Genomic DNA, 25,058 nt, shown 5'->3' on the forward strand with positions numbered 1-25,058 from the left:
TTAATGCCGCTGAAAAAACACATAATCTGTACGGCAATAAAAGTCACGGCCTAATCTGGCTAACAAACAATCAATTGTGATATAGTTCACAAAATTAATGAAACAAACAGAGTGTTTCTTTTTTGTGTTCTGCAAGCCCCGCGATAGCCAGATTGTATCACGCCTCCCGTGAACAACGCCGCGCTGTCCGAGGCATCGGCTCTTTTCAGAGGAATTGTTTGATGGCTACCCTCACCACTGGCGTGGTTCTTCTTCGCTGGCAACTTCTTAGTGCCGTAATGATGTTTCTGGCCAGCACACTCAACATCCGTTTTCGTCGGTCTGATTATGTCGGGCTTGCAGTGATCAGCAGCGGTCTGGGCGTGGTTTCTGCCTGCTGGTTCGCAATGGGGTTGCTTGGCATCACAATGGCGGATATCACCGCCATCTGGCACAACATCGAGTCGGTGATGATAGAAGAGATGAATCAGACACCGCCACAATGGCCAATGATTTTGACTTGATATGTAGAAGCCTCCAAAACGGAGGCTTCTTTTTTACGGCTGGCAGATGCTTTAATCATCCACCTTAAAACAATATAACCTATTGTTTTAATGACAAATCAGAACGGAATATCGTCATCAAAGTCCATCGGCGGCTCGTTAGACGGTGCTGCCGGAGCAGACTGCTGCGGGCGAGACTGCGCGCCGCCGCTGAACTGATTGCCGCCCTGCGGCTGCTGAGGCTGACCCCAACCGCCCTGCGGCTGACCACCACCGATATTGCCACCTGCAGGAGCGCCACCACCCTGACGACCACCCAACATCTGCATGGTGCCACCAACGTTCACCACGACTTCTGTGGTGTAGCGATCCTGACCGGATTGATCGGTCCATTTGCGGGTACGCAGCTGACCTTCGATATAAACCTGAGAACCTTTACGCAGATATTCGCTGGCTACTTCTGCCAGTTTGCCGAACAGCACAACGCGGTGCCATTCAGTCTGCTCTTTCATCTCGCCGGTCGCTTTGTCACGCCAGGATTCGGAAGTAGCCAGCGTAATGTTGGCAACAGCGCCACCATTTGGCATGTAGCGTACTTCCGGGTCCTGACCCAGATTACCAACGAGAATAACCTTGTTTACGCCTCTGCTGGCCATGTTCGTGTCTCCTGAAAAAAAAATCGTTCTGAATAAGTGTAAACGCGCGATTGTACCATTACCAATAGCGCTTTTACTATGTTGTGACCTCGGTTCCGGGAAACAAACCTGGCCAGACATTGTTACACAACACTCCGGGTATTGCATTCCAATACTGTATATTCATTCAGGTCAATTTGTGTCATAATTAACCGTTTGTGATCGCCGGTAGCACCATGCCACCGGGCAAAAAAGCGTTTAATCCGGGAAAGGTGAATGGATAAGATCGAAGTTCGGGGCGCCCGCACCCATAATCTCAAAAACATCAACCTCGTTATCCCCCGCGACAAGCTCATTGTCGTGACCGGGCTTTCGGGTTCTGGCAAATCCTCGCTCGCTTTCGACACCTTATATGCCGAAGGGCAGCGCCGTTACGTTGAATCCCTTTCCGCCTACGCGCGGCAGTTTCTGTCACTGATGGAAAAGCCGGACGTCGATCATATTGAGGGGCTTTCTCCTGCCATCTCAATTGAGCAGAAATCGACGTCTCATAACCCGCGTTCTACGGTGGGGACAATCACCGAAATCCACGACTATTTGCGTTTGTTGTTCGCCCGCGTCGGTGAGCCGCGCTGCCCGGACCACGACGTCCCGCTGGCGGCGCAAACCGTCAGTCAGATGGTGGATAACGTGTTGTCCCAGCCGGAAGGTAAACGCCTGATGCTGCTCGCGCCAATCATTAAAGAGCGCAAAGGCGAACACACCAAAACGCTGGAGAACCTGGCAAGTCAGGGTTACATCCGTGCTCGTATTGATGGCGAAGTCTGCGATCTTTCCGATCCGCCGAAACTGGAACTGCAAAAGAAACATACCATTGAAGTGGTGGTTGATCGCTTCAAGGTGCGTGACGATCTTACCCAACGTCTTGCCGAGTCGTTTGAAACCGCGCTGGAGCTTTCCGGTGGTACCGCGGTAGTTGCGGATATGGACGACCCGAAAGCGGAAGAGTTGCTGTTCTCCGCTAATTTCGCCTGCCCAATTTGCGGCTACAGTATGCGTGAACTGGAGCCGCGACTGTTTTCGTTTAACAACCCGGCAGGGGCCTGCCCGACCTGTGACGGCCTTGGCGTGCAGCAATATTTCGATCCTGACCGCGTGATCCAGAATCCGGAACTGTCGCTGGCTGGCGGTGCGATCCGAGGCTGGGATCGCCGCAACTTCTATTACTTCCAGATGCTGAAATCGCTGGCAGATCACTATAAGTTCGACGTCGAAGCGCCGTGGGGCAGCCTGAGCGCGAACGTGCATAAAGTGGTGTTGTACGGTTCTGGCAAAGAAAACATTGAATTCAAATACATGAACGATCGTGGCGATACCTCCATTCGTCGTCATCCGTTCGAAGGCGTGCTGCACAATATGGAGCGCCGTTATAAAGAGACGGAATCCAGTGCGGTACGCGAAGAATTAGCCAAGTTTATCAGCAATCGCCCGTGCGCCAGCTGCGAAGGGACGCGTCTGCGTCGAGAAGCGCGCCATGTGTATGTCGAGAATACGCCGCTGCCTGCTATCTCCGACATGAGCATCGGTCATGCGATGGAATTCTTCAACAATCTCAAACTCGCAGGTCAGCGAGCGAAGATTGCGGAAAAAATTCTTAAAGAGATTGGCGATCGCCTGAAATTCCTCGTTAACGTAGGCCTGAATTACCTGACACTTTCCCGCTCGGCAGAGACACTTTCTGGCGGTGAAGCCCAGCGTATCCGTCTGGCGAGCCAGATTGGTGCGGGCCTGGTTGGCGTTATGTACGTGCTGGACGAGCCGTCTATCGGCCTGCACCAGCGCGATAACGAGCGCCTGTTGGGTACGCTTATCCATCTGCGCGATCTCGGTAATACCGTGATTGTGGTGGAGCACGACGAAGACGCGATTCGCGCCGCTGACCATGTGATCGACATTGGCCCGGGCGCAGGTGTACACGGCGGTGAAGTGGTCGCAGAAGGTCCACTGGAAGCGATTATGGCAGTGCCTGAGTCGTTGACCGGGCAGTACATGAGCGGCAAACGCAAGATTGAAGTGCCGAAGAAACGCGTTCCGGCGAATCCGGAAAAAGTGCTGAAGCTGACAGGCGCACGTGGTAATAACCTGAAAGACGTGACGCTGACGCTGCCAGTCGGTCTGTTTACCTGCATCACAGGGGTTTCAGGTTCCGGTAAATCGACGCTGATTAACGACACACTGTTCCCGATTGCCCAACGCCAGTTGAATGGTGCGACCATCGCCGAACCGGCACCGTATCGCGATATTCAGGGGCTGGAGCATTTCGATAAAGTGATCGATATCGACCAAAGCCCAATTGGTCGTACTCCGCGTTCTAACCCGGCGACCTATACCGGCGTGTTTACGCCTGTGCGCGAACTGTTTGCGGGCGTACCGGAATCCCGTGCGCGTGGTTATACGCCAGGACGTTTCAGCTTTAACGTCCGTGGCGGACGCTGCGAAGCCTGTCAGGGCGACGGTGTGATCAAAGTGGAGATGCACTTCCTGCCGGATATCTACGTACCGTGCGACCAGTGCAAAGGCAAACGCTATAACCGTGAAACGCTGGAGATTAAGTACAAAGGCAAAACCATCCACGAAGTGCTGGATATGACCATCGAAGAGGCGCGTGAGTTCTTTGATGCCGTACCTGCACTGGCGCGTAAGCTGCAAACGTTGATGGACGTTGGTCTGACGTACATTCGCCTGGGGCAGTCCGCAACCACACTTTCTGGTGGTGAAGCCCAGCGCGTGAAGCTGGCGCGTGAGCTGTCAAAACGCGGCACCGGGCAGACGCTGTATATTCTTGATGAGCCGACCACCGGTCTGCACTTCGCCGATATTCAGCAACTGCTCGACGTACTGCATAAACTGCGCGATCAGGGCAACACCATTGTGGTGATTGAGCACAATCTCGACGTGATCAAAACCGCTGACTGGATTGTCGACCTGGGACCGGAAGGCGGCAGTGGCGGCGGCGAAATCCTCGTCTCCGGTACGCCAGAAACCGTCGCGGAGTGCGAAGCTTCGCATACGGCACGCTTCCTCAAGCCGATGCTGTAATCGTTAAGGCCGCTTTCTGAGCGGCCTTTTCCTTTCAGAGTTGCACCAGCAATTTACGTTTTTCTTCCGGCAGCAAATTCACCGCCTGCTGATAAGACGCATCCACCAGATAATAGATTTGCGAATCCGGTAGCGATCCGTCGAGATACACGGTGCTCCAGTGCGCTTTATTCAGATGGCGGCTTGGACGCACATCGCTGTGCTGCTGACGTAGCAGCTCCGCCAGCTCCGGGCTGGTTTTCAGCGAAACCGCCGGGCGATTTTCTACTTCTTTCACCATCGCAAACAGTACATCTTCCACTTTGATCTGCGTCGCTTTCCAGTCGTTATGCACGCTCTGTTCTGCGCCTGGTTTTGCCATGCAATATTGTAGCAACTCCGAAATGGTCATTTTTTACTCCCCTTGTAGTGTCGCGATAATGCGACGCGATCCGCCGTGGATGCGATGTTCCCCCAGCCAGATGCCTTGCCAGGTGCCGGTCTGAATACGCCCTTTATGCACCGGCAATACAAGCGATGTTCCCAGCATTGAGGATTTGATATGAGAAGGCATATCGTCTGCTCCCTCATAGTCATGCTCATAATTTCCGTTGTCGGGAACTGTGCGGAGGAAAAAACGCTCCATGTCGTGGCGTACGGTGGGATCGCAGTTCTCATTAAGTGTCAGAGAGGCGGAGGTATGTTGCAACAACAGATGCAGTAAACCGATGTTAACGCGCGGCATATCAGCCAGCTGATTCAGAATTTCATCCGTTACCAGATGAAACCCACGAGATTTGGCGCTAAGCGTGAGCGTCTTTTGATACCACATGTGCTGCTCCTTGATAAAACTCTCTTAATCAGTTTGCAGCAAGACAGAGAAAGGATAAAGGTGTGATTAAAAAAACAGCATTCGGGAGAGTGTCACGCTCTCCCGCGCTGTCAGTATTCTGAATTGACGATCACCTCTTCACCAAACGCACCCGCTTGTGGCAAGGGTTTGTAGGTAGAGTTGGAGGCGCGCAGAATGCGGATACCACGAGCGCCGACATCGCGTGCGGCGGTAATATCGTTATCGGAATCGCCATAAAAAATTCGGATATTTTTATCCTGCAGCCATTGCGATTTTGTATTTTGCCCTGGTTTATCACCCGCAAAGATCACCGGATTCATATTGGTGGCAGGAATATGAAAATTATCCGCCAGCGTTTTTGAAACCGTTTCTGTTTTCGTCGGGCTACGACCAGTCACAAAGAAGATCGCGTCACCGCGGCGTACATGCATATCAATCAGCTGGCGAGCGACCTCTTTCGGAATGCTGAATTCATCCCAGCCATTGTTCATTTTTTCCCAGAACACAGGATTTTTCAGATAATCTTCGCTTTCTGGCGAGAAGGTTTTTTTGCCGCGCCAGAAGCCCGGACTGGAAAAAAGTACCGTGTCATCGATATCAAACCCCACCGCCATTGGCGGACGCCCTGCGAGGCTATTTTCAATTTGTGCGACCGAAACCCAATGAATTGGTGCCTGTTCAGCAAGCCTGGCAACGTTAGTACCAGGGTTAAGCGGCGAAGGAGATGAGGCCAGGGCAACAGCGGAACTGTTTAGAGCGAACAATAAGCAAACGGCACTGATTGCCTGTGTGATCTTGCGCATATTTTTCCCTAAATAGTCAGTATGTTGAAACTTTTTATTGTGAGATTTGTTGCAAAAACCATCTGACCATAACGCCAGCAGCAGGGGAAAGGAAGGATTATCTGCGGTTTTTGTGATGAAAAGCAGGATGATTATATTTAACCCAGTAAATACGTTCCTGTCGTTTTTTTGTAAAAAAATGTTTATTCCTCAATGAAGGATACATTAATTTTACGTTTATTATGATGAATCCTCTGCAAATGAGCGAAATTTGATAGAACATTTATCTGCTGTACGATTTAATGAACTTAATGATACAGCATTACAAAAACAATCGAAGTTTATAAAGATGATTTCTGGTTGACCAGAACCCTACCCTACAATGGTGACTAATTTTATTACTCTCGAAGGAGATGATGATATGAATATATCATATGTGAATAGCAACAAAATGACATCTTTACCTGTTGAGCTAGATGCACTAAATAATAAAGATATCTCTTATTCCAAAGATTTTTCTTATGCCAAAGATTTCTTTTTATATATAGAAACACAGTTAAAAATTGCAAAAGATTTTTGTAGACCAGGAGAGGAAGTATCAAGATCTATTGCAAATAAAGTTTTTCATGCATTTATTGATTTAGTTAACAAAATCAGAGGCAAGAAAGATTGTATGTATATTTGCACACTTTGCTGTTTTGCCGAGGAGGTTAAAGGTGATTATTCTCATTACAGGACCTTTTTATTTGATATTGGTAATCAATATAAGGTTAAACTTACACAAAGCGGAAAAAAAGAGTTCTCTTTAACATTAGAATTTAACGATACTATAATTGAATCTCAGAAAGTCACAGGCAATAAGGCAAAGCATATTCTTGAGGATATAGAAATATTCTATCGTAACAAACCCGATACTTATTATTAAATTTAATAATGGTTAGATGTGCAGAAATTATTACTCCACACGGTAAAACAGGGAAAAGCACTCCAGAACATTGGGATAAACTTAACAAGTTAGAACTAACAACGTTTTATTACCTCTCACGTAGAACGATGGCATCAAAAAAATCATCTATAAAGCAAGAGTGAAAGCGACGACAGTTTAATTTCACTGCAGGCTGGATAACTCCAGCCTGCTTTCCTGCATTACATTACCGCAGCAAACGCCTTTGCTACACGTTGTACATTTGCCGTATTTAACCCGGCGACACACATGCGACCGCTGGCGATGAGATAAATACCAAACTCCTCACGTAGTCGGTCAACCTGAGCGGCACTTAAACCGGTATAACTGAACATGCCGCGCTGATTAAGCAGATAATCGAAATTGCGTTCTGGTATCTCTGTGCTCAATACCTTCACCAGTTCCTGACGCATCGCCAGAATGCGAGTACGCATCTCTTCTACTTCCGCCAGCCAGCTGGCTTTCAATGCCTCGTCATTCAGCACCGCAGCCACCACCTGCGCACCAAAATTCGGCGGGCTGGAGTAGTTGCGGCGAACTGTTGCTTTCAATTGCCCCAGTACGCGGCCAGCGGCTTCGGCATCTTCACACAGAACAGAAAGTCCGCCAACGCGCTCGCCGTAAAGGGAGAAAATTTTCGAGAACGAATTGCTCACCAGAGCGGGTAATCCAGCGCTGGCAATGGCACGAATGGCGTAGGCATCCTCTTCCATACCGGCACCAAATCCTTGATAGGCAATATCGAGGAATGGAATAAGCTCGCGGGCTTTGAGAATTTCAATCACCGCATCCCACTGATCATTAGTGAGATCGGCACCCGTTGGGTTGTGGCAACATGGATGCAGCAACACAATACTGCGGGCAGGTAATGTTTTCAGCGTCGCCAACAGGTCATTAAAGCGCACGCTGTTAGTCGCTTCGTCATACCAGGGGTAAGTACTCACTTCGAATCCAGCCCCGGCGAATATTGCTACGTGGTTTTCCCAGGTAGGATCGCTGACCCAGACGCCTGATTCCGGGAAGTAGCGTTTCAGGAAATCTGCGCCCACTTTCAATGCCCCTGAGCCGCCAAGGGTTTGAATGGTTGCTACGCGCTGTTGTTGCAGTACCGGATGGTCCGCACCAAACAGCAGCGGCGCAATGGCATGGCGATAGCTATTAAGCCCTTCCATCGGTAAATAAAGCGAAGCGCCATGAGGCTGCGCATTCAGGCGCGCTTCCGCATCCGCCACGGCTTTCAGTTGGGGAATAATTCCGTCTTCGTTGTAGTACAGACCGATACTTAAATTCACTTTGTCGCTGCGAGGGTCTTCTTTGAAACGCTCCATAAGCGTAAGAATCGGGTCGCCAGCGTAGGCGTCAACTTTTTGAAACACGCGATGGTTCTCCAGGTTTACGGGCAGGTGGTTAAAACACAATAAACCGGAAGAAGGCGAAGATCGAGTGGATGTTCAGGGGCGAACGGCAATTAGCAACAGAGTGAGACTCATGACAAACGTACATCCGCCAGAGGCACGGCCTTCATAAGAGCATGAAAGAATATCAACTTATTGAATTGGTAGGATTTTATTGGCCGGATAAGGCATTCACGCCGCATCCGGCACAAACAATCAAATATTACAGAACGATTAATCCACGTATTTCATCGCGACCCTTGAAGTCAGGCGCGTAATAAGTTCGTAAGCGCTTACTTTCGTCATTTCAGCGATACGTTCTACGGGCAAACCTTCGCCCCATAAAATGACCGGGTCCCCGGCTTTGTCCTGCGCCTGTGGACCTAAGTCTACGCAGATCATATCCATCGCCACGCGCCCGACAATCGGCACTTCGCGACCGTTTACCAGCACTGGCGTACCGGACGGCGCGGCGCGCGGATAACCATCGCCATAGCCCATCGCGACTACGCCAAGACGGGTATCACGTTCGCTTACCCAGGTTCCACCATAACCAACAGGTTCTCCGGCTTTATGCTCACGCACGGCAATCAGGCTGGAGGTTAGTGACATCACTGGCTGACAGCCAAAATCGGCACCGGTGGAGCGATCTTCCAGCGGAGATACACCGTAAAGAATAATGCCCGGGCGCACCCAGTCAAAATGCGACTGTGGCCAGAGTAAAATGCCACCCGATGCGGCAATGGAACGTTGACCTGGTTTGCCTTCGCAAAAGGTATTAAAGATAGCGAGTTGTTTCTCGGTTGCGCCGCATTTTGGTTCATCCGCGCGCGCAAAATGGCTGACGATATTCACCGGCTGACGAACGTTTTTGCACTGGGTCAGGCGATGATAAAACGCCTCAGCCTGTTCCGGCCTTACGCCCAGACGGTGCATACCGGTATCGAGTTTCATCCAGACGGTAACCGGCTCGTCCAGGCTGGCCTCTTCCAGCGCAGCAAGCTGTTCTTCGTTATGCACGGCGGTATGAAAATGTTGCGCAGAAATCGTCGGTAGATCTCTGGCATCAAAAAAGCCTTCGAGTAACAGTACAGGTTTGGTGATTCCCCCCGCACGCAGTCGCAGAGCTTCTTCGAGACGGGCTACGCCAAAGGCGTCAGCATCGGGGAGCGTTCGCGCGGTCTCAAGAAGACCGTGACCATAAGCGTTCGCTTTCACCACCGCAACCATTTTACTGGCAGGAGCCAGTTCACGAAGACGTTGCAGGTTGTGTCGCAGAGCGCGGCGGTTAATCACAACAGTTGCCGCTTGCATTTGTGTTCCTTGATAAGTGTTTGCTTTAATTACCTAATTCATAAAATAATTATTATTCGTCGTCGTACTGCGGCCCCGCATAGTTGTCGAAGCGCGACCATTGACCGTTAAAGGTCAGGCGTACCGTCCCGATTGGGCCGTTACGTTGTTTACCGATAATAATTTCCGCGATGCCTTTTAAATCACTGTTTTCGTGATACACCTCATCACGATAGATAAACATGATCAAGTCCGCATCCTGCTCGATAGAGCCAGATTCACGCAGGTCGGAGTTGACCGGGCGTTTGTCGGCACGTTGTTCCAGAGAACGGTTCAACTGGGACAGCGCCACCACCGGCACGTTCAATTCTTTCGCCAGTGCTTTCAGCGAGCGGGAGATTTCTGCAATTTCCAGCGTACGGTTATCGGAAAGCGCCGGTACGCGCATCAGTTGCAGGTAGTCGATCATGATAAGCCCGATGCCGCCGTGTTCACGGGCAATACGGCGTGCGCGGGAACGCACTTCCGTTGGCGTCAGGCCGGAGGAATCATCGATATAGATATTACGTTTTTCGAGCAAAATACCCATGGTGCCGGAAATACGTGCCCAGTCTTCATCATCGAGCTGCCCGGTACGGATTTTAGTCTGGTCAACGCGCGACAGCGACGCCAGAGAACGCATCATAATCTGTTCTGATGGCATCTCCAGCGAGAAGATAAGTACAGGTTTATCCTGCAACATCGCCGCGTTTTCGACGAGGTTCATCGCAAATGTGGTTTTACCCATCGACGGACGCGCGGCGACGATGATCAAATCCGACGGCTGCAAGCCAGCGGTTTTTTTGTTGAGATCGTCATAACCGGTGTTTACTCCGGTAACGCCATCGTGTGGCTGCTGAAACAACTGCTCAATACGCGCCACGGTTGCGTCGAGCACATCAGCGATGTTCTTCGGCCCTTCGTCTTTGTTTGCACGACTTTCGGCAATTTTAAAGACGCGGGATTCAGCCAGGTCCAGCAGATCTTCGCTGGTGCGCCCCTGCGGATCAAAACCGGCTTCGGCAATCTCATTCGCAACCGAAATCATCTCGCGAACAACGGCACGTTCACGCACGATGTCAGCATAAGCACTGATGTTCGCCGCACTTGGCGTATTTTTTGACAGCTCCGCCAGATAAGCGAAACCACCGACGCTATCGAGTTGCCCCTGGCGTTCCAGCGATTCCGCAAGGGTAATCAGATCGATAGGACTACCGCTTTCCTGTAAACGCGCCATTTCAGTAAAGATATGACGGTGTGGGCGGGTGTAAAAGTCGTCTGCCACCACACGCTCGGCTACATCATCCCAGCGTTCGTTATCCAGCATTAAACCGCCCAACACCGACTGCTCCGCTTCGATCGAGTGCGGAGGCACTTTCAGCCCGGCAACTTGTGGATCGCGTTCGCGGGGTTCAGCCTGCTGTTTGTTGAAGGGTTTATTTCCTGCCATAGTGAATGGAGTTACCGAGATAAAGAATGGGTCGAAACTTTACCATATGAAGCAGACCCTGACGATACGTTCTGGAGGACACATGGCAACACGAATTGAATTTCACAAGCACGGTGGCCCGGAAGTACTTCAAGCCGTAGAGTTCACTCCTGCCGATCCGGCGGAGAATGAAATCCAGGTCGAAAATAAAGCCATCGGCATCAATTTTATCGACACGTATATCCGCAGCGGCCTTTACCCGCCGCCATCACTACCCTGCGGATTAGGCACCGAAGCGGCAGGCATCGTGAGTAAAGTCGGCAGTGGTGTAAAGCATATTAAGGCAGGCGATCGTGTAGTCTATGCGCAGTCGGCGTTAGGCGCTTACAGCTCTGTGCATAACATTAATGCGGATAAAGCGGCGATTCTGCCTGCGGCAATTTCTTTTGAGCAAGCTGCGGCATCCTTCCTGAAAGGCTTAACGGTTTATTATCTGCTGCGCAAAACCTATGAAATTAAACCCGATGAGCAGTTCCTGTTCCACGCAGCGGCTGGCGGCGTTGGCTTAATTGCTTGCCAGTGGGCAAAAGCCCTTGGGGCGAAACTTATCGGCACCGTGGGAACCGCGCAAAAAGCGCAGAGTGCGCTAAAAGCGGGCGCATGGCAGGTTATTAACTATCGCGAAGAGAATCTGGTCGAGCGGTTAAAAGAGATCACCGCTGGCAAGAAAGTGCGCGTGGTGTACGATTCCGTGGGCAGAGACACCTGGGAACGGTCGCTGGATTGCCTGCAACGCCGCGGCTTAATGGTGAGCTTTGGCAACTCATCAGGTGCGGTTACCGGTGTGAACTTAGGCATTCTCAATCAGAAAGGCTCGTTGTATGTGACACGCCCTTCCCTGCAAGGCTATATCACCACGCGGGAGGAATTAACCGAGGCCAGTAATGAACTGTTCTCTTTGATTGCCAGCGGTGTGATTAAGGTCGATGTCGCCGAGCAGCAGAAATATCCGCTGAAGGATGCGCAGCGTGCGCATGAGATTCTGGAAAGCCGGGCGACGCAAGGTTCCAGCCTGTTGATTCCATAAAAGAAATAGGGCTTCCACCTGGGAAGCCCTTTCTTTTTATAGTTCGGCTGTATGTAGGGTACAGCACGATGAATCTGTTAGAGGCGCAATAGTGACAGATTTGATTATCAATTCCTATTTTGTTCTAAGGATAAAACCTTAGGTTGTGATCATCCGCACAATCCCTTAGTAACGCCAGCGGTCATAACGCTGATATTTCGGCACTTTTGGTGCTTTAATCGCCTTAATAACCCACACCACCGCAATCGCCAGGAGTAACCACGGCAGCAACTTAATCATCAATGCCAGCATACCGCCGAGGAACATAATGGCCGTCGCCACAACCAGCGCGGCGATAATGCCCAGCAACGAAACGCCGGTGACCATCAACATGACAAAAAAGCCAATCACAAAAAGTAGTTCCAGCATGATGCTCTCCCAAATATGAAATCTCTTGCTGGCATTACAAGAATCATGCCAAAAATAATCTATTGATTTAACAGCAAAACGCCCCGCGACGGTGCGCAGGGCGTGGTGAATTTGACTATTTTTTGGTGAAAAGTTAACGCTTATCCGCCACCAGTTTGAGCGCGTGTTCCAGCACATTAATGTCTGCACCCGCTTTATGGGCATTTTCACTTAAATAACGCCGCCACTGCCGCGCGCCAGGAATACCCTGGAACAAGCCCAGCATATGCCGGGTAATATGGCCAAGATACGTCCCCTGGCTGAGTTCACGCTCAATGTACGGATACATGGCGCGCACTACCGCCACCGGATCGGCATCGGTATCCGAGGAACCAAAGATCTCTCGGTCTACCGCCGCCAGAATACCCGGATTCTGATACGCTTCGCGCCCGACCATCACGCCATCCATATGTTGCAAATGCGCTTTAGCCTCTTCCAGCGACTTGATGCCACCGTTAATCGACATTGTCAGATGCGGAAAGTCACGCTTCAGTTGATACACACGCGGATAATCGAGCGGCGGGATTTCACGGTTTTCTTTCGGGCTTAACCCCGAAAGCCAGGCTTTACGTGCGTGGATGATGAACATCTCACACTCGCCTTTGCCGGAAACGGTGTTGATGAAATCGCAGAGAAATTCATAGCTGTCCTGGTCGTCGATGCCAATACGCGTTTTCACCGTCACCGGAATCGACACCACATCGCGCATCGCTTTCACGCAGTCGGCAACCAGCTGCGCATTACCCATCAGACACGCCCCAAACATGCCGTTCTGCACCCGGTCAGACGGGCAGCCGACATTCAGGTTGATCTCATCATATCCGCGCGCTTCTGCCAGCTTTGCACACTGCGCCAGCGCCGCCGGATCGCTACCGCCCAGTTGCAATGCTACCGGATGTTCTTCTTCACTGTACGCCAGGTAATCACCTTTACCGTGAATAATCGCCCCTGTAGTCACCATTTCGGTATACAGCAACGTATTGCGGGAAAGCAGACGCAAGAAATAGCGGCAATGTCTGTCCGTCCAGTCGAGCATTGGTGCAACGCTAAACCGACCACTCCAGTGAACGTCAGTTTTTTCAGGCATTGCGCTGGTTTGGTTGATTTTTTGCATTTCAGAATTACCGTGCATTTTCAAATGTAGAGATTATTTTATCGATATATCATGGGGTTATGTTATTCAGCATCACTGTTCAGGAGGCTCAATAGCGGGGTACTATACCATAACAACAGGAAGCGCCTGTCTCATTGCAAAAGAAAATTGAGATCCTCTCAAGGCATGAAGCTCTCACGAAGTGATGGAAATAATCTTATTAGCCGTTAGCTTTGTTAAGGCCAATGATAAACAATCCAGGTTCGACGATAAATAAAAATCACACATTAAACTACGGTGATATCTCTCCCTGCTAATAGCACTGATAGAGAAAAAAAGAACCCAATAAGCATTGGGTTCTTTTATGTAATACCTTCCATACCATCGAAGAACTTCACATATTATTTTACTAGTTCAATACCAAATAGATCATAAATTGAATTAGAGATATCGTTTGGAATTTGAATCAATTCCGTTGAATCTGGGTCACACGATTGTACGAAGTCATTTAATTTCTGCGCCGCACCATGCATTTTTGTAACGTCTTTTAGGACTCGTTTTCCTTCGTCTTCCTGACGTTTCATATCAGTTACAATGTCATTGAAATCCAGTTTCCCTGCGACTGCCAGATTTTTCATCTCCTTCAGATTTTTTTCATCTCTTGTTGAGATAACGTTTTCACCTGATCTGTTATGTATTTTTCGCAATACTCATCAATATCCACTGCAGCTACCAGATCTGCTAATGCACTACCATATGAACATGAAATTAAAAGGGAAGCCAAGGGTTTTAAGCGAATATCGTCATATTGATGATATGCATTTTCTAAATTTATAAAACCATCACCTAAAGTTTGTAGATGTAACGAAGCTATAGATTCATCATCAATAGATTTTTCATAAAATAGTTGAATAGTTGATGGGAGTCCATTCGGGCTTGCTACATCAAAAGTACATCTGTCTATGAGACTTACTGTCTGATGTTCTACTTTATTACAGACAAAACTAATCGCATAATGAAAAATCGCCCTGTCTACATATAAAGCGATATAATCACGATCGCCTAATTGCTCTTGAGAGCAGTCATCAATACACTTATCGACCCACAGTTTGAGTTCATTTATTCTGCTGATTAACGACACATTTTTGATACTTGCTGTCCATAAATTAAGGGTGATTTTTTGAATAAATAAATCTATTTTTGCAATAATCACATCGCGATTATTCGCAGTTGCATAATCAACCGATTTATTATATATATCCTTTATTTTTTCTTTGCTCGCATCTTTAATTTCGTATTGATTTGAATGGAGTGTATTATTGAAGAATTCTGTTGCACTTGAAATTATACCTGACATGATTCATCCACCTTTTTTGTCGTACCGTGTCCTCCTTATAATTCTTTTGCCATCTGCTCACTATCAAAAATCGCTCATAATCTCTGAAGTACAGGTATGCGATCAAACCCAGCTAAATAAATAGCGATTTAACTTGAAGCAATTTATTTAAAAATGAATTATTAATTATTATCGTGTTGATAATGGTACTACCAGGCAAAACAACACCTTACGTACAAAACAGAAAATCAACATTACGGCAACAATAAGGGTTCTCGGTGTTTTTCCTGGAACATGGTAAAGTAAGGACATTCTTAACCCCCACTTTGAGGTGCCCGATGGAAAAGACCACAACGCAGGAGTTATTAGCGCAGGCTGAAAAAATCTGTGCGCAGCGTAATGTGCGCCTGACCCCACAGCGCCTGGAAGTGTTGCGCCTGATGAGTCTGCAGGATGGCGCTATCAGCGCTTATGATCTGCTTGATTTGCTGCGCGAAGCTGAACCGCAAGCCAAGCCGCCAACGGTTTATCGCGCGCTGGATTTTCTTCTTGAGCAAGGTTTTGTGCATAAGGTGGAATCCACCAACAGTTATGTGCTCTGTCATCTGTTCGACCAGCCCACGCATACGTCAGCCATGTTTATTTGCGATCGCTGCGGCGCAGTGAAAGAAGAATGTGCAGAAGGCGTGGAAGACATTATGCATACGCTGGCGGCCAAAATGGGGTTTGCCCTGCGGCATAATGTGATTGAAGCACATGGACTCTGTGCGGCATGCGTGGAAGTGGAAGCGTGTCGTCATCCTGAACAGTGCCAGCATGATCACTCTGTACAGGTGAAAAAGAAATCACGTTAAGAGGGCGTACATCCTTGTACACGTCGGGCAGGAGGGATTAATTACCAGCGATACTCATTGCGGGTTTCCCAATCCACGACCTCTTTTTCTGCCTGATCTTTCTGATAACCATAACGTTCCTGGATTTTACCGACCAGTTGATCACGTTTACCTTCAATGATCGTCATATCATCATCGGTCAGTTTGCCCCATTGCTCTTTCACTTTACCTTTAAACTGTTTCCAGTTACCGCCGGCTTCATCTTTATTCATAATCAAGACCTCATCGTTAGGTTGTGAATGAGAGTACGTTCACTTTTCTTCTGAACGTGAGATTAAGTGTAGTCAGCAATTTGGCTTAGGATTATTTATTCAGAATTTTTAACCGTCACGTTGCGGCAAACCAGGTACCGTTGCGCCAGTGACGCCGCCAGATAGCCGCCAGAGAAAGCCCGCGCAAAGCCAGAAAGACGGTTAATGCCAGCCACAAACCATGATTACCCAGCCACGGCAGCGTAAGGAGCGTCAGCGCAAAACCTGCGGCGGCCACCGCCATACTGTTACGCATTTCGGCGGCGCGCGTTGCACCTATAAACATGCCGTCGAACAGATAACACCAGACGCCGACCAACGGCAAAATCACCTGCCAGATAAGATAGCGGTCGGCCAGCTGCTGAATCTGGGTTAACGACGTCAGCAATGCAATGATGTGTTCCCCTGCCAGCAAATAAACCACCGAAAACAGTAACGCTACAATCCCCGACTGGCGGCACGCTGCCCGCCAGACATCCAGTAACTGGCTACCGTCGCGCGCACCGTACGCCTGACCAGAATGTGCTTCAACCGCGTAGGCAAAACCATCCAGCGCATAGGCGGTAAAGGTGAGTAGCGTCATCAGAACCGCGTTAACAGCGATAATGTCACTCCCCAGTCGCGCGCCAAGTACGGTGATCGCGCCGAAACAGAGTTGCAACAACAGCGAGCGCAGCATGATATCGCGGTTAAGCGCCAGTAAGCGACGGAAATTTCCTCGCCAGGCAGTTTTCAGCATTTCGCCGGAGATTCCGCGTAGTTTGAGGATTTTACGCACCATTAGCAGACCAATCAGCAATGTTGCATATTCCGCAATAACCGTCGCCAGCGCCGCGCCCTGCACGTTCATATGCAGCCCCATCACCAGCCAGACATCCAGCACAATGTTGAGGATATTGCCGACCACTAACAAAATTACTGGCGCACGGGCATATTGCACGCCGAGTAACCAACCAAGTAATACCAGATTCGCCAGCGACGCCGGTGCGCTTAACCAGCGGATTTCAAGAAAGCGCCGCGCCTGTTCTAGCACCGCTTCGCTGCCGCCAACAATATGCAGCGCCAGATCGATAATCGGCGTACGCAGCAGCGCAATTAACGCCCCAGCCCCCAACGCCAACAGCAACGGTTGCACCAGCGCTCGGGCTAATGCCTGAGGATTTTTGGCACCATAAGCCTGCGCAGTCAGCCCGGTGGTGCTCATGCGTAAAAACAGCAACAACATAAAGAGAAAGCTGGTCGCCGTTGCACCAACCGCCACGCCGCCCAAATAAACCGGACTATCAAGATGACCAATAACCGCCGTATCGACCAGTCCCAGCAACGGAACGGTGATATTGGAGAAAATCATGGGTAAGGCGAGATGCCAGAGTGCTTTATCAGATGAAGTGAGGAATGCCATGCAGACAAGCCTGATGAAGAGAGATGAAAAACAAACCGCGACGCCAGGCGGCATCGCGGTCTCAGAGATATGTTACAGCCAGTCGCCGTTGCGAATAACTCCAACCGCCAGCCCTTCAATGGTGAAGCTCTGCTGACGAAGGTCAACGACAATTGGTTTAAACTCGCTATTTTCTGGCAACAGTTCGACTTTATTGCCCTGTTTTTTCAGGCGCTTAACGGTAACCTCGTCATCAATACGTGCGACAACGACCTGACCGTTACGTACATCCTGAGTTTTATGCACTGCCAGCAAGTCGCCATCCATAATGCCGATATCTTTCATCGACATCCCGCTGACGCGCAGCAGGAAATCAGCATTCGGCTTGAATAAGGAAGGATCGACCTGATAATGACCTTCAATATGCTGTTGCGCCAGAAGCGGTTCACCGGCAGCCACACGACCTACCAGCGGCAACCCTTCTTCCTCTTCCTGCAACAGACGAATCCCGCGTGATGCGCCGGAAACAATTTCAATAACGCCTTTGCGTGCCAGCGCCTTCAGATGTTCTTCAGCCGCGTTTGGGGAACGGAACCCCAAACGCTGCGCGATTTCCGCACGCGTCGGCGGCATACCTGTCTGGCTGATGTGATCACGGATGAGATCAAACACCTCTTGTTGCCTGGCCGTTAACGCTTTCATTCCGCCCCCTGGGTGTATATACAGTTATGCTGTGAGTATATACAGCAAAAGGCGATTTTGGAACCATAAACTGCACAATAAACCAGAGATTTATCGAAATCTGGAAGGGTTATCCAAAATGCGACCATAACAGGATGCACCAGGTAATCACGGCGACGATAATCGCAATCAGCACCGCGGCGGATCCCATATCTTTAGCGCGTCCGGATAGCTCATGGTATTCAGAGCCAATTCGGTCAACCACTGCTTCGATGGCGCTATTGAGGATTTCCACAATCATCACCAGCATCACGGAGCTGATAAGCAGCACGCGGGTAATTACGTCCACATCCAGCCAGCAGGCGATGACCACCGCCAACAATACCGCTACGCCTTCCTGACGGAATGCCGCTTCGTTGATCCATGCAGCGCGTAAACCTTTCCAGGAATAGCCAGCAGCTTTGATAATTCGGGTGAGTCCAGTGGTATTATTGGCCATTGAAAGAACCTTTTTACATTATGAGCGTCAATATCAGTGTACCGTTAAATCCGATGATTCGGGTTTGCGTAACGCCGCGCGAAACATGAGCGGATACCACAGAATTTCCCATGACTTTCTGCTATCCTTGCCGCGCATTTGCATTATTAACCAGAGGCTTTACATCGTTTATGTCCGGCTGGCCACGAATTTACTACAAATTACTGAATTTACCATTAAGCATCCTGGTAAAAAGCAAGTCTATTCCGGCAGATCCTGCCCCGGAACTGGGGCTGGATACCTCTCGTCCAATTATGTACGTTTTACCGTACAACTCGAAAGCAGACTTGCTGACGTTGCGCGCCCAGTGTCTGGCACATGACCTGCCTGACCCGTTAGAGCCGCTGGAAATCGACGGCACGCTACTGCCGCGCTATGTGTTCATTCACGGCGGGCCGCGTGTGTTCACCTATTACACGCCGAAAGAAGAGTCTATTAAGCTGTTCCACGACTATCTCGACTTGCACCGTAGCAACCCAAATCTGGATGTGCAGATGGTGCCAGTATCGGTGATGTTTGGTCGCGCGCCGGGGCGTGAAAAAGGCGAAGTAAACCCGCCGCTGCGTATGCTTAACGGCGTACAGAAATTTTTCGCTGTACTGTGGCTCGGTCGCGACAGTTTTGTGCGTTTCTCGCCGTCAGTTTCGCTGCGCCGTATGGCGGATGAACACGGCACGGATAAAACTATCGCGCAGAAACTGGCGCGCGTGGCGCGTATGCACTTTGCCCGTCAACGTCTGGCTGCCGTAGGCCCACGTTTGCCTGCTCGTCAGGATCTGTTTAATAAGCTGCTCGCCTCCCGCGCCATTGCCAAAGCGGTAGAAGATGAAGCGCGCAGCAAAAAAATCTCCCATGAAAAAGCGCAGCAGAACGCGATTGCACTGATGGAAGAGATTGCGGCGAATTTCTCTTACGAGATGATTCGCCTGACTGACCGTATTCTGGGCTTCACCTGGAACCGACTTTACCAGGGTATCAACGTCCATAACGCCGAGCGCGTTCGCCAGTTGGCCCACGACGGTCATGAGCTGGTGTATGTGCCTTGCCACCGCAGTCACATGGACTACCTGCTGCTTTCTTACGTGCTGTATCACCAGGGGCTGGTGCCGCCGCATATCGCCGCCGGGATCAACCTGAACTTCTGGCCGGCCGGGCCGATTTTCCGCCGTCTGGGTGCGTTCTTTATTCGCCGTACGTTTAAAGGCAATAAGCTCTATTCCACCGTTTTCCGTGAGTATCTCGGCGAACTGTTCAGCCGTGGTTATTCCGTCGAGTACTTCGTAGAAGGCGGTCGTTCCCGTACGGGGCGTTTGCTGGATCCGAAAACCGGTACGCTGTCGATGACCATTCAGGCGATGCTGCGTGGCGGCACGCGTCCGATTACGCTGATTCCGATCTATATCGGTTATGAGCACGTCATGGAAGTGGGTACTTACGCCAAAGAACTGCGCGGCGCGACGAAAGAGAAAGAGAGCCTGCCGCAGATGCTGCGCGGTTTAAGCAAGCTGCGTAATCTCGGTCAGGGTTACGTCAACTTCGGTGAACCAATGCCGTTGATGACCTACCTTAACCAGCACGTACCAGACTGGCGTGAATCTATCGATCCCATCGAAGCGGTGCGTCCGGCCTGGTTAACGCCGACGGTCAATAATATTGCTGCCGATCTGATGGTACGCATTAACAACGCAGGCGCGGCAAACGCCATGAACCTGTGCTGTACTGCGCTACTGGCGTCACGTCAGCGCTCACTCACCCGCGAGCAGTTAACCGAGCAACTCAACTGCTACCTGGATCTGATGCGCAACGTACCTTACTCCACGGACTCTACCGTTCCTTCAGCCAGCGCCAGCGAGCTTATCGATCACGCGCTGCAAATGAACAAGTTTGAAGTTGAGAAAGACACTATCGGCGACATCATCATTCTGCCGCGCGAGCAAGCGGTGCTGATGACCTACTATCGCAACAACATTGCGCATATGTTGGTGCTGCCTTCGCTGATGGCGGCAATTGTCACCCAGCATCGCCACATCTCCCGCGACGTATTGATGGAGCACGTCAATGTGCTTTACCCAATGCTGAAAGCGGAACTGTTCCTGCGCTGGGATCGCGACGAGTTACCGGACGTTATTGATGCGCTGGCAAATGAGATGCAACGTCAGGGGCTGATTACCCTGCAAGATGATGAGTTGCATATCAACCCGGCGCATTCTCGCACGCTACAGCTGCTGGCCGCAGGCGCGCGCGAAACGCTGCAACGTTATGCCATCACTTTTTGGCTGTTGAGCGCCAACCCGTCGATCAACCGCGGTACGCTGGAGAAAGAGAGCCGCACCGTCGCGCAACGTCTCTCCGTGCTGCACGGTATCAACGCGCCGGAGTTCTTCGACAAGGCGGTGTTCAGTTCTCTGGTGCTGACACTGCGTGATGAAGGGTATATCAGCGATAGCGGCGACGCCGAACCGGCAGAAACGATGAAGGTTTATCAGTTGCTGGCGGAGTTGATTACATCAGACGTGCGTTTGACGATTGAGAGTGCGACGCAGGGCGAAGGGTAATCAGGGAGAATTGCCGGATGCGGCGCAAACGCCTTATTCGGCCTACCATGATCTGCAAATTCAATAAATTGCGATATGTTGTGTAGGCCTGAGAAGCGCAGCGCATCAGGCAACCCAGAAGGAAGCCGGATGATCATCCGGCTTTTTTACATCATCAGAAATGCCAGTAACTCATTGCCAGCCCTAAAAACAGTACCAGACCAACATAGTTATTATTCATAAATGCTTTAAAGCAGGCTTCACGCTCGCGGTTGGCAATCAGTTTTTGTTGATAAACAAACAGCGCGCCAGCCACCAGAATTGACCAGTAATATCCCCAGCCTAAGCCATTTAACTCACCGATAATCGCCATCAACGCCAGTACGCCAATCTGCAATATACCAATAATCAATTTATCGTATTGGCCGAACAGGATTGCGGTGGATTTAATGCCAATCTTCACATCATCATCGCGGTCAACCATCGCATACTGCGTGTCGTATGCCACCGCCCAGAGAATATTGGCGAGGAACATTAACCAGCAACTCAATGGCACCGACTCACTCACAGCAGCAAAAGCCATTGGAATCGACCAGCCAAACGCCGCGCCCAGCACCACTTGCGGTAGATGGGTATACCGCTTCATAAACGGGTACACCCACGCCAGCGCTAGCGCGGCAATCGACAACAGAATGGTCATCGTATTCAGCGTCAGCACCAGTAAAAACGAAATCAGTACCAGCACGACAAACAGCGCGCGCGCCTCTTTCTCCGTTACCGCGCCGCTGGGAAGCGGTCGGTTCGCCGTGCGCTTAACATGACCATCAAACTTGCGGTCAGCATAATCATTCACCACGCAACCAGCAGCGCGCATCAGCCAGACACCCGCGACAAACACCGCCAGGATCCAGAGCTGGGGAACGCCCGGTGTCGCCACCCACAACGCCCATAATGTTGGCCAGAGCAGCAGTAACGCGCCAATTGGCTTATCCGTACGCATTAAGCGATGAAACGCCAGCAGCTTATTCTGCGTCAGACTCCACTCCATATTTTTTTCCTCTTAGTACAACGGTGACGCCGGTAAAAACAGTTCTGTTAGCAACAGCGGTTTACCGCTTAATCGCAGGCGGGAACGTCGCCCCCACAGTCCGGCATCACGGCCTATCTCAATAAAGTCCCGGGTTAATGTCGATGATGTGAACAGATAGCGTCCTAACGGCGTTTTACCTAATTTTTGTAACGCCAGCTCCGGCCCGCTTAACGTTGACACAGGAACGACGGTACGACCGGCAAGCCACGGTTCACCATCGGCACATAACAAAATTTCACGTAACCAGTAACGAGACTCTTTCGGCAGCAGCGGCAGTTCTTCGGGAATTTCATTCTGCTCGACAAACCCTTCGCGGATCATCGTCACGCTCACCGTTTTTCCCTGCTGTTCAAAACGTTTTGTCATGGAATCTTCCAGCAACAGCCAGTCGAGCAGTTGCGTATCCAGGGCGGGGATCTCTTTAAAATAGCGCAGCGCACGCAGTTGCGTTAACGCGGGGTGTGACATGCCGAACTCTCCGTTACATAACGTAAAGGCATTGTATCGCAGAAAAGTGTTTACGGGAGATGTAAAGCAAATTAAGTGATCTAATGCGCAACAAAAACGCAACAATCGCATGAAGTGGTAAAACGCTGTTGAACCTTACGCTTTGCCGATGCCCGTGCTGGCGAGGGCAACCATAGGGACATCACCGCCCAGGATGCCAGGAACGATGATGTTTTCCTTTACTTAAATACCTTTATTCTTTATACGATTAGCTCGCCAACTCGCAGTAAAAATTGGGAAAAGCGCATGTTTATCCTGAGATTTGGTGCCGAAAAGTGTTTCCGGAGTAAGATTAACAGGCAACATCTCATGTCTGGATTTGTAGATATACGTGGAATTCCAATTGGTATCTTTTGTAGGATTCAACATATCATGTAAGCGCTGGGAGCTTACCACCATAACTGGCCCATCATAGACAGAGGAGAACAGGATAAAGATATTATCGTTTCGTGTTAATTCATTCGTGTTAAAGGTTCTTAAATTATCTTCAATTTCTATAAATAAAGGTGAAACATCATCACTACGAATCCACTCTTTATAAAGATGCCAGGCATTTTCTTTGATCGTATCATTCGTTGATCGTAGAGCCTGATCGATAAGTTGGATAAAAAAATTGTTATTTTGATCAATCAGCCATTTATTCATATTAAATCTGTTAATAAAATCGATCATCTGTTGGGTATCGAAATGCATCTTACTGAATCGATTTTGACGCATAAAATTATCGAACTTGTTATCTTCATCAGGATGGATATAACTACGTATAATTGGATCTTTTATATAAGGACAATGGCTAAATATTTTCTTCATATTCTCAATAAAGTTTTTATTAACAATATTAAGAATTTTTAATTGCATCACCAATTTTACTGCCAGAACGGATTTCAATATCGCTGGATCATCTGGCAATGTATCAATCATTTTTATAATGTTATTGATATAACCATCGAGATATTCATTTCCAAATATATCTGAGTAATCAATAGATAATACCATTCGTTGTGTAACGCTGTCTTTAAAATTCCCTGTCGATATTCGCACATGATCAAACACGACAGCTGTCAAATTCGATTTAATAAATGATATTTCTTTGTCAGAAAGAAATTCTGCTCTGGTGAAGTGCGAAGCATAAAGATAACAATTATTGAACTTTGAATTTCTAATCTGACATTCACGAAAATTACTATGAGTAAGCTGGCTCCGCGAGAAGTCAACTGTATCAAGAATACTTTGGCTAAAATCGACATATTCGCCACTCGCTTTGATAAAAATCACATTGTGTAAACGTCGACATTTAAATATGACATTATCAACTGTTGCAGTAGTAAAATTGCAATCCCCTATTTCTTTACATTCGAATGTTACATGTTGTAGATTTGACGATAAAAAAGACACCTTCGAAATAACGTCACCTTTAAAATGACAACTTGTTAAATCCAAATCAGACAGGTCAGTATACCCCTGCGCATCTTTATCCATCAGAAAATCACAAGCACATTCTATTTCTTCATTTCTATAGAATTTTACGCTTATAATATCATTACTGATTGAGACTTCACGAAACATATTTATTGCATGATTTTTTTCGTTCCGTTGTTTTATATTTAAAAATATATCACTGATATAAATAAAGTTATCTCTATTTAAACCTGGCACCCCATTAAAATTACGTAGTAAATCAAGATCTAATTTATTATTTCCTTGCACCACATCATGTTTTATCAAAGAGTTATTGCCGTCAAACTTTGAGATATGACCTAACATAAAACCTCTGCATTACAGAAATGAAATAACTGGAAAAAGTAGCCTGAGCGTCCAGACACTACCGGCGAAAGGAAAAGAGTCTCTGATAATGCATTGAGATAATGGATATTCTTAGTGAAGAAGAAGTGAAGTACTATAAAAAATCGCTCATATCCCTGGAATGAAGCATAATAAATATCCTCCGGCATAGCCGGAGGTTTTTCAAATGCGCCTATAAGGCTCTCTTACCAGCCGCGCCCTAACAGGCGCACACGATCTGACATTTGCATCCAACTTCGTTACTTACGGCCCGTAAACGGGCTGCCCGGATAGGGAATCGATAACTGCTCTCCCATTTTATCCTCTTCAAGCTGGTGCTTTATGTAATCCTGTATCTTCGCCGTGTTCTTACCCACTGTATCGACGTAGTACCCTCTGCACCAGAACTCCCTGTTCCTGTATTTGAATTTCAAATCACCAAACTGCTCGTAAAGCATCAGACTGCTTTTCCCTTTCAGATATCCCATA

21 protein-coding genes and 3 pseudogenes are annotated in these 25,058 nt (G+C 49.0%); 6 read left to right on the forward strand and 18 right to left on the reverse strand.

Annotated features, from left to right (window positions below):
• The first annotated feature begins 221 nt into the window (after positions 1–221).
• Complete coding sequence (locus tag ACJHWK_RS03555; protein ID WP_001295689.1) at positions 222–503, forward strand: YjcB family protein; 282 nt, start codon at positions 222–224, stop codon at positions 501–503.
• A 98-nt stretch (positions 504–601) separates the two neighbouring features.
• Here the strand turns inward: ACJHWK_RS03555 and ssb1 are convergent, their stop codons facing one another.
• On the reverse strand, positions 602–1,138 hold the full coding sequence (gene ssb1 / locus ACJHWK_RS03560) for a single-stranded DNA-binding protein SSB1 (RefSeq protein WP_000168305.1): 537 nt from the start codon (positions 1,136–1,138) through the stop codon (positions 602–604).
• A gap of 255 nt (positions 1,139–1,393) precedes the next feature.
• Here ssb1 and uvrA point away from each other — a divergent pair, with 255 nt between their 5' ends.
• Entirely contained in the window at positions 1,394–4,216 is a 2,823-nt protein-coding gene (uvrA, locus tag ACJHWK_RS03565; protein WP_000357740.1) for an excinuclease ABC subunit UvrA, read from the forward strand.
• 34 nt (positions 4,217–4,250) lie between these two features.
• On the opposite strand, the gene ACJHWK_RS03570 is transcribed toward uvrA, so the two are convergent.
• The 3 genes from ACJHWK_RS03570 to aphA all read right to left on the reverse strand — a co-directional run bounded on the left by ACJHWK_RS03570 (position 4,251) and on the right by aphA (position 5,851).
• The gene (locus tag ACJHWK_RS03570; RefSeq protein ID WP_000155657.1) at positions 4,251–4,607 is read right to left on the reverse strand and encodes an MmcQ/YjbR family DNA-binding protein; all 357 of its coding nucleotides are present in this window, start codon (positions 4,605–4,607) and stop codon (positions 4,251–4,253) included.
• A gap of 3 nt (positions 4,608–4,610) precedes the next feature.
• On the reverse strand, positions 4,611–5,027 hold the full coding sequence (locus tag ACJHWK_RS03575; RefSeq protein WP_000270375.1) for a secondary thiamine-phosphate synthase enzyme YjbQ: 417 nt from the start codon (positions 5,025–5,027) through the stop codon (positions 4,611–4,613).
• Between the two features lie 110 nt (positions 5,028–5,137).
• Complete coding sequence (gene aphA, locus ACJHWK_RS03580; protein WP_001226928.1) at positions 5,138–5,851, reverse strand: acid phosphatase AphA; 714 nt, start codon at positions 5,849–5,851, stop codon at positions 5,138–5,140.
• A 400-nt stretch (positions 5,852–6,251) separates the two neighbouring features.
• On the opposite strand from aphA, the pseudogene ACJHWK_RS03585 reads away from it, so the two are divergent.
• A pseudogene (locus ACJHWK_RS03585) lies at positions 6,252–6,474 on the forward strand (hypothetical protein).
• A gap of 502 nt (positions 6,475–6,976) precedes the next feature.
• Here ACJHWK_RS03585 and tyrB read toward each other — a convergent pair.
• From tyrB to dnaB, 3 genes are all read right to left on the reverse strand, one after another.
• Complete coding sequence (gene tyrB / locus ACJHWK_RS03590) at positions 6,977–8,170, reverse strand: aromatic amino acid transaminase (protein WP_001522223.1); 1,194 nt, start codon at positions 8,168–8,170, stop codon at positions 6,977–6,979.
• Between the two features lie 252 nt (positions 8,171–8,422).
• Complete coding sequence (alr, locus tag ACJHWK_RS03595) at positions 8,423–9,502, reverse strand: alanine racemase (protein ID WP_001147328.1); 1,080 nt, start codon at positions 9,500–9,502, stop codon at positions 8,423–8,425.
• A gap of 52 nt (positions 9,503–9,554) precedes the next feature.
• Positions 9,555–10,970, reverse strand: a complete 1,416-nt coding sequence (dnaB, locus tag ACJHWK_RS03600; protein ID WP_000918363.1) for a replicative DNA helicase — start codon at positions 10,968–10,970, stop codon at positions 9,555–9,557.
• A gap of 82 nt (positions 10,971–11,052) precedes the next feature.
• Here dnaB and ACJHWK_RS03605 point away from each other — a divergent pair, with 82 nt between their 5' ends.
• Positions 11,053–12,036 (forward strand): quinone oxidoreductase, encoded by a 984-nt coding sequence (locus ACJHWK_RS03605; protein ID WP_000235495.1) that lies wholly within the window; start codon positions 11,053–11,055, stop codon positions 12,034–12,036.
• A 165-nt stretch (positions 12,037–12,201) separates the two neighbouring features.
• Here the strand turns inward: ACJHWK_RS03605 and pspG are convergent, their stop codons facing one another.
• From pspG to ACJHWK_RS03620, 3 genes and pseudogenes are all read right to left on the reverse strand, one after another.
• On the reverse strand, positions 12,202–12,444 hold the full coding sequence (gene pspG / locus ACJHWK_RS03610; RefSeq protein ID WP_000891404.1) for an envelope stress response protein PspG: 243 nt from the start codon (positions 12,442–12,444) through the stop codon (positions 12,202–12,204).
• A 133-nt stretch (positions 12,445–12,577) separates the two neighbouring features.
• Positions 12,578–13,615: a tRNA dihydrouridine(20/20a) synthase DusA gene (gene dusA, locus ACJHWK_RS03615; RefSeq protein ID WP_001298868.1), complete on the reverse strand. Its 1,038-nt coding sequence runs from the start codon at positions 13,613–13,615 to the stop codon at positions 12,578–12,580.
• Between the two features lie 362 nt (positions 13,616–13,977).
• Positions 13,978–14,933 (reverse strand): annotated as a pseudogene (locus ACJHWK_RS03620) (DUF2713 family protein).
• Positions 14,934–15,250: 317 nt separating this feature from the next.
• Between ACJHWK_RS03620 and zur the strand changes: the two are divergent.
• Positions 15,251–15,766, forward strand: coding sequence for a zinc uptake transcriptional repressor Zur (gene zur / locus ACJHWK_RS03625; protein ID WP_000416263.1), 516 nt, complete (start codon positions 15,251–15,253; stop codon positions 15,764–15,766).
• A gap of 41 nt (positions 15,767–15,807) precedes the next feature.
• On the opposite strand, the gene ACJHWK_RS03630 is transcribed toward zur, so the two are convergent.
• From ACJHWK_RS03630 to dgkA, 4 genes are all read right to left on the reverse strand, one after another.
• Positions 15,808–16,017, reverse strand: coding sequence for a CsbD family protein (locus tag ACJHWK_RS03630; protein ID WP_001030593.1), 210 nt, complete (start codon positions 16,015–16,017; stop codon positions 15,808–15,810).
• A 115-nt stretch (positions 16,018–16,132) separates the two neighbouring features.
• Positions 16,133–17,458 (reverse strand): MATE family efflux transporter DinF, encoded by a 1,326-nt coding sequence (gene dinF / locus ACJHWK_RS03635; protein ID WP_021523322.1) that lies wholly within the window; start codon positions 17,456–17,458, stop codon positions 16,133–16,135.
• Between the two features lie 72 nt (positions 17,459–17,530).
• Positions 17,531–18,139 carry a transcriptional repressor LexA gene (lexA, locus tag ACJHWK_RS03640; RefSeq protein ID WP_000646078.1) on the reverse strand — a complete coding sequence of 203 codons (609 nt, stop codon included), beginning with the start codon at positions 18,137–18,139 and terminating at the stop codon, positions 17,531–17,533.
• 109 nt (positions 18,140–18,248) lie between these two features.
• Positions 18,249–18,617: a diacylglycerol kinase gene (dgkA, locus tag ACJHWK_RS03645; protein ID WP_001522162.1), complete on the reverse strand. Its 369-nt coding sequence runs from the start codon at positions 18,615–18,617 to the stop codon at positions 18,249–18,251.
• 170 nt (positions 18,618–18,787) lie between these two features.
• Between dgkA and plsB the strand changes: the two genes are divergently transcribed.
• Entirely contained in the window at positions 18,788–21,211 is a 2,424-nt protein-coding gene (gene plsB, locus ACJHWK_RS03650; protein WP_000017354.1) for a glycerol-3-phosphate 1-O-acyltransferase PlsB, read from the forward strand.
• Between the two features lie 154 nt (positions 21,212–21,365).
• On the opposite strand, the gene ubiA is transcribed toward plsB, so the two are convergent.
• From ubiA to tnpA, 4 genes and pseudogenes are all read right to left on the reverse strand, one after another.
• Complete coding sequence (gene ubiA / locus ACJHWK_RS03655) at positions 21,366–22,238, reverse strand: 4-hydroxybenzoate octaprenyltransferase (RefSeq protein ID WP_000455227.1); 873 nt, start codon at positions 22,236–22,238, stop codon at positions 21,366–21,368.
• A 12-nt stretch (positions 22,239–22,250) separates the two neighbouring features.
• The gene (gene ubiC, locus ACJHWK_RS03660) at positions 22,251–22,748 is read right to left on the reverse strand and encodes a chorismate lyase (protein ID WP_001305723.1); all 498 of its coding nucleotides are present in this window, start codon (positions 22,746–22,748) and stop codon (positions 22,251–22,253) included.
• A 222-nt stretch (positions 22,749–22,970) separates the two neighbouring features.
• A complete protein-coding gene (locus ACJHWK_RS03665; protein WP_001522161.1) occupies positions 22,971–24,551 on the reverse strand; it encodes a SopA family protein in 1,581 nt (526 codons plus the stop codon).
• Between the two features lie 278 nt (positions 24,552–24,829).
• Positions 24,830–25,058: pseudogene (gene tnpA, locus ACJHWK_RS03670) on the reverse strand (IS200/IS605-like element IS200F family transposase); the annotation flags it as partial.

The organism is Escherichia sp. WS547 (genome assembly GCF_046486065.1).
GTDB lineage: Bacteria > Pseudomonadota > Gammaproteobacteria > Enterobacterales > Enterobacteriaceae > Escherichia > Escherichia coli.